This window comes from Leptospira langatensis, from assembly GCF_004770615.1.
Lineage (GTDB): Bacteria > Spirochaetota > Leptospiria > Leptospirales > Leptospiraceae > Leptospira_B > Leptospira_B langatensis.
Map to the genome: position 1 here is coordinate 328,222 of NZ_RQER01000010.1, position 13,003 is coordinate 341,224.

The window sequence follows — 13,003 nt, forward strand, 5'->3', positions numbered from 1 at the left end:
GATGGATAATAAGAACTTCCAGAAAGAAAAGAAAGCCCACTGGCTCTCCTTCGAACTTCGTGATAACGAAAAAGAAACGAAGGAACTCCAACGCTCCGAATTTTTCACCTCTCCGGACCCAATCATCGCAAGGATCAAATCTGGCGAATTCGATCGTAAAACCTTCCTTAAACTGATGGGAGCGGGGGTCGCAATGACTTCCCTCAATTGCGTTCGCAAACCGGTAGAGAAGATCGTTCCTTACGTGGATCTAAAGACGGAAGAAGGTACTTTCGATTTCGTAAAACACGGCCATTCTTATCATTACGCTACCGTTTATAACGGAACGGGGATACTCGTAAAAGCGAAAGACGGTCGTCCTCTTAAATTAGAGGGGAATGAGAATCACCCTGTTTCCCAAGGTGCCCTAGGCGCTCAGGGACAGGCTGCTATCTTTGACCTGTATGATCCTGATAGAGCTCAGGATCCTGCATCTATTTCCGGCGGAAAAGCGGAGAAGACTACATGGGCAAACCTGGACGCGAAAGTCCAAGAAGCATTGTCCAAGAACAAAGGCAAGACAGTAATCGTTACTAAGCCTTTGGATTCTCCTGCAACCAAGTCTTTGATCGGAGACTTCTTGAGAGCGGTAGGCGGTGGAGAGCATTATGAGATCTCCCTGACTTCTGCAGAAGAAGCAGTTTCCAAAGGACAGGCCGCTTCTTACGGAAGAGCATTGGTCCCGAACTACCATTTCGATCTCGCAAATGCGATCCTTTCCATCGATTGCGATTTCATGGGATCTTGGCTTTCTCCAGAAGAACACCAAAAGGATTTTTCTAAGAGAAGGAACCTGAGAAACGGAGCGAAAGATGTGAACTTCTTCGCTGCTGCTGAATCTATTCCTACTATGTCCGGTTCCAACGCGGACCTAAGACTTCCGATTCGTCCAGGAGACCAATCCAAATTCGCATTGGCGATCGCTGCTGCTCTTTCCGAGCTGGGTGCGAACACTAAAGATGTTCTTGGAAATGCGACTCTTGCAAGTCTCTCTTCCGAGTTAGGACTTTCTGCGGACAATATCAAGAAAACCGCAAAAGCTCTCTGGGAAAACAAGGGCAAGTCTCTTGTAGTTGCCGGTGGTGTTTCCGCGAATACTGCGGATGCGGTAGATCTGCAAGTTCTTGTGAACTTCCTGAACTCCGCTCTGGAGAACGACGGTAAAACTGTAGATCACGCAAATCCTAAGAAAGAAGGACTCGCTGATTATTCCGGGAACCTGAATAAACTTACGGAAGCATTAAAGCAAACGAAAGTAGGAGTTCTATTCCTCTACGACACCAACTTGGTTTACCAAGGTGGCGAACATTGGAAAGATTTCCTTCATAAGGCTGCCCTGGTTGTTAGTTTGACTGATAGAGCGGACGAAACCGCACTCGCTTCCAACTATCTGGCTTCTACTACCCATTTCTTAGAGTCGTGGGGAGACGCAGAAGTAACCAAAGGTATCTTCTCCATCCAACAACCTGCGATCCGTCCTCTATTCGACACTCGTTCATTCGAGGACAGCTTGATCGCTTTTGCAGGCGGAAGTCTGGGCGGAGAGAAAGTATTTTACGAATACGTAAAGAACTCTTGGACCAAAAAACTTGGTTCCAAGCAGAAATGGGAAGATCTTCTCAGAGCCGGAACCACTGTTTCTGCGGAAAACCGTAAGAAAACCCCAGGTGCCGGAAGAGGTTTCAACCGAGGAGCGATCAAGAAGTTAGCTTCTTCTTCTCAAGGCTTGAAACTCGCTCTGTATGAAAAGATCTCCATCGGAGACGGTAGAGCTGCAAACAACTCTCTTCTCCAAGAGCTTCCGGATCCAGTGACCAAGGTCACCTGGGACAACTACGTTCTTCTTTCTCCTGCTCTTGCAAAAGAGAAGGGGATCCAATCCAACGACGTTGTAGTTCTGAAAACCGCAAAACAATCCATTGAATTGCCTGCGCAGATCCAGCCAGGAATGCATAAGGATGCGATCGGTATCGCGATCGGTTACGGTAGAACTGCTGCGGGAACGATTGCGAACGGAGTAGGAAAGAATGCTTACACGTTAGCTGAAAACGGTGTATATTCCGGTATCAGTGTATCTTCTATCGAGAAGACGGGTAAGACTTACAAGCTCGCTTGCACCCAGCACCACCACATGATGTCTCCAGGCTTCGGTTACGAAGAGAGACCTCTTATCCAATCCACTACGATCGACGAGTATCGTAAGGATCCGGCTGCTGGTGTTAAAGAATCCGAAATCCCTAAGATCAAGAAAAATGGTCAGATGGTATATGCTGTAGGAGCCAACCCGGTTCACGAATATCCTGGTTATCGCTGGGGAATGAGCATAGACCTTACCGCTTGCACCGGTTGCGCTTCTTGCGTGATCGCTTGCCAAGTGGAGAACAATATTCCTGTGGTAGGAAGAGACGAGGTCCGAGTGGGTCGTGAGATGCATTGGATTCGTATCGACCGTTACTATATCGGCAACCCTGATAACGCTGAAGATATGCAAATCGCTCACCAACCTGTGATGTGCCAACATTGCGAAAACGCTCCTTGCGAGACTGTTTGTCCTGTTGCTGCAACCGTTCACGGCTCGGAAGGAACGAACGATATGGTGTACAACCGTTGCGTAGGGACCAGATATTGTTCCAACAACTGTCCTTACAAGGTTCGTCGCTACAACTGGGCGCAACACTGGTATAACGAGACCGGTGCTCAAAAAGGCGGAAAGGCTCCTAGATATCTGGGATTGAATCCTGAAGTTACAGTTCGTGGCCGCGGGGTCATGGAAAAATGTACCTTCTGTTCTTCTCGTATCGCGGAGAAAAAGATCCAAGCTAAGAATGAGGGCCGCACTCTGAAAGATGGCGAACTCAAGACTGCTTGTCAGCAAAGCTGTGCGGCTGATGCGATCAGCTTCGGTAATATCAATGATAAAGAATCCGAAGTTGCTAAACTCAGCAGCGGTCCAAGATCCTATCGCTTACTCGAATACCTAAACGTCGGTCCTTCGGTCGCTTACTTGACCAGGGTCAGAGCCAAGATTTAATCCGGAGTATAACGAAGCGCTATGTCTATACCTAACGCAATCAAAGAAGCCCTGGATATCCAGCCCCTGGTCACCGGAGGTAAATCCGTTCGTGACGTGACGGTGGATATCCTTAAGCCGGTAGAGGCGTTCCCCACTTCCTTATGGTGGAAAGCTTTCTTACTCGCGCTTACCATTACCGTAATCGATCTGGGTATCATCGGATACCTGGTTTACGAAGGTCTTTATATCCTCGGGATCAACAATCCTGTAGGTTGGGGATTCTTCATCGTTAACTTCGTGTTCTGGATCGGTATCGGTCACGCTGGAACTCTGATCTCTGCGGTTCTTTATCTGTTCCGCCAAGAGTGGAGAACCGGTATTAACCGTGCCGCGGAAGCGATGACCATCTTCGCGGTATTAACTGCGGCATCCACGCTGATCATCCACATCGGACGTCCTTGGATGGGTTACTGGTTATTCCCTTATCCGAATGAAAGAGGACCTCTTTGGGTAAACTTCAGATCTCCTCTGATCTGGGATACTTTCGCGGTGTCTACCTACTTGACCATCTCCTTGGTTTTCTGGTACATCGGACTTATTCCTGATATCGCTGCGGTTCGCGACCGTGCCACCGGCAAGGTCCGTAAAGCTGTCTACGATATCCTTTCCTTCGGTTGGGTGGGTTCCAACAAAGCTTGGTCTCACTTAGAAACCGTAGCGATGATCCTCGCGGCTCTTTCTACTCCTCTGGTGCTTTCGGTGCACACGATCGTATCCTTCGACTTCGCAGTTTCGATCGTTCCTGGTTGGCACACTACTATCTTCCCTCCATACTTCGTGGCTGGAGCGATCTTCTCCGGATTCGCAATGGTGGTAACCCTGATGGTGATCGCAAGAGAAGTCTTCCAACTCAAAGACTATATCACCATGAAACACTTGGAGAACATGAACAAGGTGATCATGGTCACCGGTTTGATCGTGGGTCTTGCTTACTCTACCGAGTTCTTCATGGCTTGGTATTCCGGTAACGAATACGAAGGATTCACTTTCGTGAACCGTGCATTCGGTCCATACGGTTGGGCTTACTTCATCATGTTCAGCTGTAACGTGTTTGCGCCTCAGGTATTCTGGTCTAAGAAACTTAGAAACAGCATCCCTGTGATGTTCGTAGTATCTATCATCGTAAACATAGGAATGTGGTTTGAACGTTTCGTGATCGTAATGACCCTTCACAGAGACTTCTTACCTTCCAGCTGGGACGTGTATGTTCCGACAGTTTACGACTTCATGATGTTGCTCGGAACCTTCGGTATCTTCTTCACCCTATTCCTTCTGTTCTGTAGATTGCTTCCTGTAATTGCGATCGCAGAAGTGAAGACAGTAATGCCTCATAAAGACGGAGGTCATCATTAATGTATTCTCCTAAGAAAGAACAGTTTCATACATTCCAAGAGACTGAGCATGGAGTATTCGGTTTATTCGATTCTCCTGCAGAGATCATAAACGCGGCTCAGAAAACCAAGGATAAAGGGTACACCAATTTCGATTGCTTTACTCCGTATCCGGTTCACGGCTTAGACGATGCGATGGGACTCCCTCGCTCCGGATTGCCTTGGGTCACCTTCTTCATGGGAATTTTCGGATGCGTTGCCGGTTTCGGCATGCAGTACTTAACTCATAAGTACGATTGGCCTCTGAATATTTCCGGAAAAAGCTTCAACGCTTGGTTTGCGTACATTCCGATTACTTTCGAATTCACTGTGTTCATGGCGGGTGTTTCTACAGCAGTTGCTATGTTCATTCTGACCAAGCTACCTAAAACCGGTCGTAAGGTTTTACATCCGGATATCACTACGGACAAATTCGCTCTTTGGATCCCTTCCAACTCTGCGAATTATTCCGAAAGTGGCGTTACTGATTTTATCAAAGGCCTCGGCTCTAAACACGTCGAGACGGTGAAATAGGAGAGATTGATGATTTCACTGCAAAGAATTTCTGCTCTTTCTCTCGCGGCTGTCCTTCTTTGGAACTGCGAGTCTAAGACCCCTCCTATGGAGTACATGCCGGATATGGCGGACTCGATCGCGAGAGAGGCACAAGAAGCGGACGCACATTTCCCGAATAACCAAGCGGTTCGTCTCCCACCAGTGGGAGCGGTTCCCGTAGGATATTATCCGTACGAATACAAGAATTGGGACAAGGCTTTGGATCAACTTCCGAACAAGGGCTTAGCAAATCCTTTCAAAGGGGATCTGGCTACTCTGAAACGCGGAGAAGACAAATACCAAACCTATTGCAGCCCTTGCCATGGCGTAAGAGGCCAAGGAAACGGTCCGGTTGTAGGTCCTGCTCCTCGCTTAAATGCGGTCCAGGCGGATGGGTCCCCTATGGCGGCTCTGACTTCTGCGGTGGCTAAAGGTTATTCCGACGGACAGATCTACCATATCATCACCGAGGGTAAGGGAAGGATGAATAGCTATGCATCCCAAGTTACTCCTGAGGATCGTTGGAAAATTATATTATATGTTCGTAAACTACAAGAATACGACAACAAGACCAATAAGGGAACGGCTACGAAATAATGGAAGTTAAGGTAGAACAAAACCTCATCAACTTTAAGCTCGATTCCAAGACCAGAAACGCTCTGGTCGGAATGATCCTCGTTGGCTTAGCGAGTTTGGGAATTGCCGCATTCGGTCTTGGACATGAAAATCTGCGTCACGAAGGCGGGCATTCTAATCCGGCTTGGTCCGCATACCTCGTGGGAACTTTCTTCATTTTAGGAATTTCCTTAGCAGGGATCTTTTTTACCTCTCTCGGACATATCACCGGTGCGCATTGGCCGGTAACCGTTAGACGTATCTCCGAGGCTTACGGAACCTTCTTGCCAGTAGCGGGAGTCCTCTTACTTGCTTTGATCCTGGGCGCTCACGATCTATATGAGTGGTCTCATGCGGAAGCGGTTGCGGAAGATCATTTGCTCCAACACAAGAAGCCTTTGTTAAACATGGGATTCTTCAGCACAATACTCGTGGTTCTTAGCATCGCTTGGTCCGTTTTCGGATTCACCTTCTATAAGCAGTCCGTTGCTCAGGATACAGATAAGGATGTGAAACATACCCAGTTCAACGCTAAGTTGGCGGGCGGATACATCATATTCTTCGCTCTTTCCTTCTCCTTGGCTTCTATCGAGCTCATCATGTCTTTGACTCCTCACTGGTTCTCAACCATGTTCGGAGTGTATTGCTTTGCTGGAGCTTACCAAGCGGGACTTTCTTCCTTAGTGGTTGCAGCTTATTACCTCAAGAAGAAGGGATTTCTCGGAAACTTAGTGAACGAAAATCATATCCATGACTTAGGAAAGTTCATGTTAGGTTTCACCGTTTTCTGGGCTTACGTAGGATTCTCTCAGTTCATGTTAATCTGGTATGCGAACATCCCAGAAGAAACTTTCTTCTATGAGCAAAGGCTGACTGGAGGATGGGAGTATCTTACCCTTCTTCTTCCTTTGATCAAATTCGTGGTTCCATTCCTTCTTCTTTTGAACCGTCCGAACAAGAGAAACATAGACTTCTTATTGAAAGTCGCTCTTTGGATCATCTTCGTACAAGTAGTAGAGATCTTCTGGTTAGTATATCCATCTAACTTCGTTGATTTCTCTTGGGGAGGACTCCTCGTAACTTTAGGAACCACTGTGGGAGTTATTGGACTCTTCTCATTCGTAGTTCTGAAAAGATTGGAGAAGGCTCCTCTAATTCCGGTCGGTGACCCGAGATTGGACGAATGTCTGCACCATCATCAATAAGGAAAGGATCATGAAAAAAGTAATATTGAATATAACGATCCTTGGAATTCTAAGCCTCTTCGCGGGGGCTTGTTCCAACACCGCTCAGGTTGTAGGGAATATTAACTGCCCTACTATAGAGAAGGGTGTGATCGATCCTAAGGTTGCGATCGTTTCCGACGACTTAGTTAGCCCAGTGGTTATCGAGAAGGTTGCCATCGGAACCGTAGTCAAGGTTTACGATTACAGAAACCATTACTATGTAGCTAAGAACTTGGTTCGCGTGAAGACTGAAAAGAACGAAGGATGGATCAATCCTTCTTGTTTGGTTGTAGGACAGGATCCTGCGGATTCAGTATTCAAGTGGGCATATCGCAGCGACTATAAGCCTTTCTTCGACAAGGAAGACAGAGACCATTATAATCATAAGGATCCGGATAAAGTAGAAGAAGGTTCCAAAACTACTTCCGCTAACGGATACGAATTCGACTCGTATAAAAATCTTCCTAAGGACAAGGTTCCTTTGGCAGACCTTGCTCCCGAACTGAAGAAGTAAGAAAGCAAAGTTCTTTTATCCGTTTCAATAGATTCAAGAACCCCCTTCGAGGAATTCCTCGTTGGGGGATTTTTTTTATGGTAGCCAAGCGGGAGAGGAGACTCTTAGAATATCAGCGAAAATGAAGATCCGGATTTTCTTTCTACTCTTTGCGATCCTAATTTCCAATTCCTGCGCTTCTCGTTATTCAGTGAATCGTTTGGATACTGAGCCGCCGCCTTCTCAACAGGTATTTAAGAAATTCAAGATCGCATATCTTGGTTTCAATACATTCAAATCTACTAAGCATAAGAATCCGGACGGACGTGTGGACTTTGAGGCGGTGGCAGAACCGGATTCCCGAACTTTGAAAGAACCGATTGCCGGCAGTTTTCCGATCCCAGGGGAGAATAAGCCGAACGGCCTGAGAAAAGATATCTCTCAGGAGAAGGTGATGGGATTTGCCCGTTCTTATTTGAGCGTTACCGGCCCTACTGGGATCAAGGAACTGGAAAAGTTCCTGGAGATCAATAAGGGGCCGGACGGATATTCCTATGCCTTGCGTAATCTGCCCTACGATTATTATATAGTGGGTTTGCATGCTCCGGTTTTCGAAAAGCCAAGGAACGTAGCTCTCGGTTTCGTTACTGTTTTCTCCAGCCTTTTGAGTGTCGTGACCCTGGGGATACTTCCTTCGTACGAAGCATACGAAGCGAACACAGTCGTTCGAGTATATGATAAAAACCTAAATTTACTGAAAGAATTCCAATACGACAATAATTACTCCGTATGGAGGGCTCTTTGGATGCCTCCTAATCCGAAGGAATGCGGGATCGGAAGTTTAACCTGTCTAGGGATGTTCAGTCCGGTATTGCGGACAAACCCGTCTATCGTATTTGAAGCAGGCGCTGCTCGGATCGGTTCCGACCTGAGCAATTATATCGCCAATTTGAAATGATAGTTTCTCTCGGATCGATATGGAACAATTAGAGAAACGTCTTTTCTTCCTCCGTTAAAGCAAATCTATTCCAAAGGGAATAAGCGTCTTACGTTCGAACCTCTCCTGTCCCTCATTTTAGGGATTTGTCAAATTCTTGCCAGATTTTCCACATTACGGGTCGGAGGAAATTTTTTTCTTTAAAATCCGGAATTTTCCAGCAAAGAAGCAAAAACGAAAGACATTCTTTGCGTAAACTGCGAGTCAGTTATTTCTATATCAAATCTTTATTTTTATTAAACGACATCGACGAGTTATGCAATATTTCGAAAAGAATTCAAGAGCACTGGATTATATCGCCGCTAAGGAACAGAAAAACCACGTTATTACTAAATATCTGTTAGAGCAGGAACTTACTTTCAAGATGATTCCCTTCGAAAAAAAGGCTATCATCAAGAAGTACATGAGTGAAGAGGAGAGAGTGGTGGTCCGTATCCCGGAGGGAATGGATGAGGCTTCGGAAAAGCATATTTCCTTTTTCAAGATCCTTGCAAAATACATTGAACTGGACTGCATGCTTCTGCAGAAGATCGAAAAAGATCTGTATCTATTCAAGGTGGAGAGACTTGCGATCGCGAAGAAGAGCAGGGAGTCTTTAAGGGTTCCTGTTCCGAACGGAAAGACTTTCGTTACTAATATCGTTTCTTCCAAGACGGTAATAGATGCGAATATGTTCACTGTCCCGACTTTGGTGAAGGTTAATTTCGACGATTATAAGAACCGTCTCAAGAAGAACAGCCAAGACTCGATTGTGATCGATGCGTTCAAGCCCGGTCTGGACCGAAAGTTTGAACTTGCAAAACGTACTCGAAAATCCTTACTGATAGAGGATACTCAAGACCCTTCTTGTTATACTTCTAATGAACCGGATAGAATGAACTATTCCAAGGATATTGATGATGATGTTCCTTCTGCGATCCGCAAATTCAAGGACCAAAAGATCGTATCGGAGCTGATCCGTCCCATTATTTACAAGAATCATGCGGATGAGTTGATCCCAATCGGTTATATTTGGATCCAAAGCAGGGATAAGAAATTGACCTCAGAGTATCTGGCAGAGTTAGGAAGACTTTCTAAGGAGGTTGTAGATCGGATCAAGGAATCCAATACCATCAAGACCACGGAAAAGTTCACAGTTTTGGATGCTTCCGCGCAAGGAATCAAAGTCAAGATACATGATCCGAATTTGGTGGAGACACTGCCAAAACAGGAAGAGTTCGTTTTCGACGTTCTTTTTAAGATGCAGGCACCTTTGACTGTTTTTGGGATCGTTAGATGGTGGGGCAAGGATGCGGATAATCAACTTTTCATGGGATTGGAATTCAAGAGTAAGTCTGATAACCCCGGTGAAAGAGAAAGATATATTAAGAATTTAGAATTAATGAGCAAGGGCGCTCTCTGATCCTAAAAATCGAATCTCCCTTGAGGATCGATCAATGCATCGAAGTCCTTGAAAGAGGCGAACTCCAGCCAGATCTCCCGAAAGGCCGAGACTAGTAATTTTCTATAATATTCTAGATCGATCCCTTTCTTTACTCTCTCCGGATGGAGTTGCAGTTCTTCTTCCGGCATATATCTTTTGTCAGCGTTCTTTGCCTTTCTGTTGACTACTATATACTTGAGTTTTTCTCCCGCCTGCACATCCATTCCCATGTCTTTCAATTTCATCATGGAAAGTGCAGTGGCTCCCATGACCTCATATTCTTCTAATTCCTTGGAGCTGGATTTGAGTAAGAGCAGATCCTCAGGTGGGATCTCTCCTCTTCTCAGCTTGGAGTCGTATAAGTAATACATGGAAAGGATCTCGCTTTCCGCTTCCTGCAAGTCGCGGATGCTTACTTTACTTCTCATCCATTCCAACATTTCCTCTTGGACTCTTCGGACAAACAAGGGAAGGTCCTTTCTTCTTGCTCCTATTCCTCTGCATTTCAGTTTCCCGGATTGGAATCTGCCCATGTATCGATTGGCCACAGGCATCTCTCTATCCTGACTGGAAGGAGGAAATAAGAGCCAGGTATAGACCCCATCCACTTCCATCTTGATGCCGGTAATTTTTTCTATCTCCATACACAGAAGGTCCAGTTCTTCTTGAGAGAAGGGAAGGGAACCCGGTTTCTTAATGAAGATACTATCCGTGATCGCATGCACGAACTCGTATCCGAATTTTTCCGAGGTCTCTTTTGCGAGTAGAAGCTTTTCTCTCCCGAATGCGTTTACGCTCTCATGGCTTTCCAATCTTCCGAATTTTGCATTCCTGTACCCCAGGTATCCGAAGGAGGTTACAAGCATCCATTTTAAACTGGCTTGCTTTGCATTATACGCTTCTAATTCGTCCCCACTCGTGATCTTGGAACGTCGTTTATAATGAGCTCTTCTGAATAATACGTGTTCGAGCGCCATCGAAACGATCCCTTTACGTTTTTTGCATATACGATATCCTATATCCGGAACGATATTCACATCGGAGCCTGGGCCACAGCACATACAATTCACGCATTCGGGAGAAATATTATGATTGGCCATGATGCTTGGATACATTTGGGCAAAGTCCAATTGGGCTACATTCTCCGCTGTCTTGCCTTCGGAGATATTCGGTTGGAAGACCAACCCTCCCTTATCCGCTTCCAGAAGCTGAAGAGCCGTCTTGGGCGCTTCTACTGCGCTCTTCTGCCAGGGGACCAGGTATCCTTCTCTCAAGGCCACATCCATTTCAATATAAGTAAGGGCCTTGCCTGTAGAAGCTCTCGCCATCTTCTGCATAGGAAGTCTAGAAAGTCTGGCGAGCTCCACAATTCCCAAAAGATCCGCCTCCTTGTATACGAAACTATTCTTAGAATCTATATGCCATCTTCCGAATAGAGGATAAGAAGGAGCACGAAATACTATATTCCCATAGGTGAAGTAGCTAGTTCCCTTGGTGGTTATATGTCTACGGATAGGAGTGGATCTATCTCGGTCCAATGCCGGAAGAAATCCTAACTTCTGTGCTTGAGAGAATAAATACGGAAAGATCACCTGGTCTCCATGCCTGGAAAGGATGATGTCCGGATCCTCCATTCTCAGAAGAATATCTAGTTTTTCTAATAGATCTCTCGGGTCTTTGCTCAGGATCTCGTGGTAATCCGTCTTTGTGCGTATGACCAACGGATTGGATTCGAAGCCTATCCTATGGCTTTTTTTTAATTCCAGATACATGGTCTTGAATTCCGGGACCTTGTATTCGAGGGTCTGAGGAGAATCATCGGATCTGATCTCGATCACCCTTCTTCCCCCGGGATCTTCTCTATAATCGATCTCCATCTCGCATAGAGGAAAGATCCCGTTTTGGAACATATAGCTTGTAGGAAGATCCATATCGGAATGATAGATATCGAATTTACCGTAGAGTGCGTAGAGTTTACGACTGATCTTGGGTAAGACGGAAGGGCGCGAGATAACGATCCGTAAGACCGGGACTATCTCATTTTCGTAAAATAGTTTTCTACTTACATATTGAGGAGGTTCTTTGTCGTGGATCGCGTCCAGTTCATAGAGACGCTTTAGTAATTTGCTTAAGAGGGATTGCTCTCCCTTCGCATAAATGACCGGATAGAATTTATCCAAGAAAAGAAGGGGCCTTCCTTCTTCGTCCTTTAGCCAGAGATAAACGGTATCCTCCGCGTGGTATACGTCGAATAAATGGCCCTTTATTGTCTGGAGGTCCAATTTATTCTCTAAGGCTCTCTAACTCTTTTTTGAGTCGAAAGATCTCTTTCTTGAGATCGATCATCATGGTCAGGAGCATAGTGTCTATCGGATAAGGAGAAGAAGCCATGACTCCTGCTTGGACCTGCAACTTGGCCACTCGTATCAATTCGTCAAAGACCTCTTGGTCCGGTTTTCGGAGTCCTCTTCTGAACTGTCCTAAGCTGGATTCCACATACTGCATTTGTCTGGAATAGGGAATTACCGTTCTACCCATGATTGTCCTCCTAACGCGCCCGCGGAGATCTCGGGTGCGGTTTTGGTTTTTCTGATCTTCAAATAGGAATGGCCTTCTACCACTCTGAGCTCCCAAAGGTCGTCGGAGAGCTCCACTAATTTTGGAAAGATAGCTTGGAATGTGGGATGGGTATAGCGAGTGGACTCCACCACTATCATGGGGATCCTTTGAGAGCGCATGAATTCCAGGATCAATACTAGTTTTTCTAAAAGGAATTTTCCCTCGTCGTCCTGGACATCCCCATCGAAGAATTGTTTGCAAGGAGCTAAGATAAAATAAATCGTATTCTCTTTTTTGAATGTAGATATATTCTTAAGAGAGTCCAGGATCTGATAGGGAGTGAATGCCCTTTGGATGAGTATTTTTTCTAAAAGGGCTTCGGGAGAGACTCTCCTCTTTCTTGTTTCTTCAGTGATAATGAATGGATCGAAACGAATGGCACAGTCCAAATTGAATACTTGGAAACCTGAGACTGCAAATGCGTATTCCCAGCGAAGAGCCAAACGATAGATGCCCTCTCTTCCTGTAAGAAGTCCTAGGCTATTTCTGTTCCATCCTAAAACGGGACGATAGAGATCCTCTCTGAAGCCTTCCATCGGATTTAGATCCATAAATACTATATATATGATAAGTGAAATTATGTAAAGTGTTTT

The 13,003-nt window shown here is 45.7% G+C and carries 11 protein-coding genes; 8 read left to right on the forward strand and 3 right to left on the reverse strand.

All coding sequences use genetic code 11. From position 1 onward, the window contains the following. The first annotated feature begins 1 nt into the window (after position 1). The 8 genes from EHO57_RS15820 to EHO57_RS15855 all read left to right on the forward strand — a co-directional run bounded on the left by EHO57_RS15820 (position 2) and on the right by EHO57_RS15855 (position 9,770). Positions 2 to 3,070 carry a TAT-variant-translocated molybdopterin oxidoreductase gene (locus tag EHO57_RS15820; protein WP_135645775.1) on the forward strand — a complete coding sequence of 1,023 codons (3,069 nt, stop codon included), beginning with the start codon at positions 2 to 4 and terminating at the stop codon, positions 3,068 to 3,070. 27 nt (positions 3,071 to 3,097) lie between these two features. Further along, positions 3,098 to 4,465: an NrfD/PsrC family molybdoenzyme membrane anchor subunit gene (gene nrfD, locus EHO57_RS15825; RefSeq protein WP_135646057.1), complete on the forward strand. Its 1,368-nt coding sequence runs from the start codon at positions 3,098 to 3,100 to the stop codon at positions 4,463 to 4,465. Then, positions 4,465 to 5,016, forward strand: coding sequence for a DUF3341 domain-containing protein (locus EHO57_RS15830; protein WP_135645774.1), 552 nt, complete (start codon positions 4,465 to 4,467; stop codon positions 5,014 to 5,016). Before nrfD ends, EHO57_RS15830 begins: the two co-directional genes overlap by 1 nt. Before the next feature lie 9 nt (positions 5,017 to 5,025). Next, complete coding sequence (locus EHO57_RS15835) at positions 5,026 to 5,634, forward strand: c-type cytochrome (RefSeq protein ID WP_135645773.1); 609 nt, start codon at positions 5,026 to 5,028, stop codon at positions 5,632 to 5,634. Beyond that, the gene (locus EHO57_RS15840) at positions 5,634 to 6,857 is read left to right on the forward strand and encodes a hypothetical protein (RefSeq protein WP_135645772.1); all 1,224 of its coding nucleotides are present in this window, start codon (positions 5,634 to 5,636) and stop codon (positions 6,855 to 6,857) included. Before EHO57_RS15835 ends, EHO57_RS15840 begins: the two co-directional genes overlap by 1 nt. A gap of 10 nt (positions 6,858 to 6,867) precedes the next feature. After that, positions 6,868 to 7,392, forward strand: coding sequence for an Lsa16 family lipoprotein adhesin (locus EHO57_RS15845; RefSeq protein ID WP_135645771.1), 525 nt, complete (start codon positions 6,868 to 6,870; stop codon positions 7,390 to 7,392). A 121-nt stretch (positions 7,393 to 7,513) separates the two neighbouring features. After that, positions 7,514 to 8,329: an Lp29 family lipoprotein gene (locus tag EHO57_RS15850; protein WP_135645770.1), complete on the forward strand. Its 816-nt coding sequence runs from the start codon at positions 7,514 to 7,516 to the stop codon at positions 8,327 to 8,329. A 295-nt stretch (positions 8,330 to 8,624) separates the two neighbouring features. Then, positions 8,625 to 9,770, forward strand: a complete 1,146-nt coding sequence (locus tag EHO57_RS15855; RefSeq protein WP_135645769.1) for a DUF1577 domain-containing protein — start codon at positions 8,625 to 8,627, stop codon at positions 9,768 to 9,770. 2 nt (positions 9,771 to 9,772) lie between these two features. Here EHO57_RS15855 and EHO57_RS15860 read toward each other — a convergent pair whose 3' ends face one another. Genes EHO57_RS15860 through EHO57_RS15870 form a run of 3 tightly spaced genes read right to left on the reverse strand, consistent with a single transcriptional unit; the run spans position 9,773 to position 12,961 of the window. After that, positions 9,773 to 12,073, reverse strand: a complete 2,301-nt coding sequence (locus tag EHO57_RS15860; protein WP_135645768.1) for a DNA polymerase domain-containing protein — start codon at positions 12,071 to 12,073, stop codon at positions 9,773 to 9,775. Between the two features lies 1 nt (position 12,074). Then, on the reverse strand, positions 12,075 to 12,329 hold the full coding sequence (locus EHO57_RS15865; protein WP_135645767.1) for a DUF8156 family protein: 255 nt from the start codon (positions 12,327 to 12,329) through the stop codon (positions 12,075 to 12,077). Beyond that, positions 12,314 to 12,961 (reverse strand): hypothetical protein, encoded by a 648-nt coding sequence (locus EHO57_RS15870; protein ID WP_135645766.1) that lies wholly within the window; start codon positions 12,959 to 12,961, stop codon positions 12,314 to 12,316. Before EHO57_RS15870 ends, EHO57_RS15865 begins: the two co-directional genes overlap by 16 nt. Between the last annotated feature and the right edge of the window lie 42 nt (positions 12,962 to 13,003).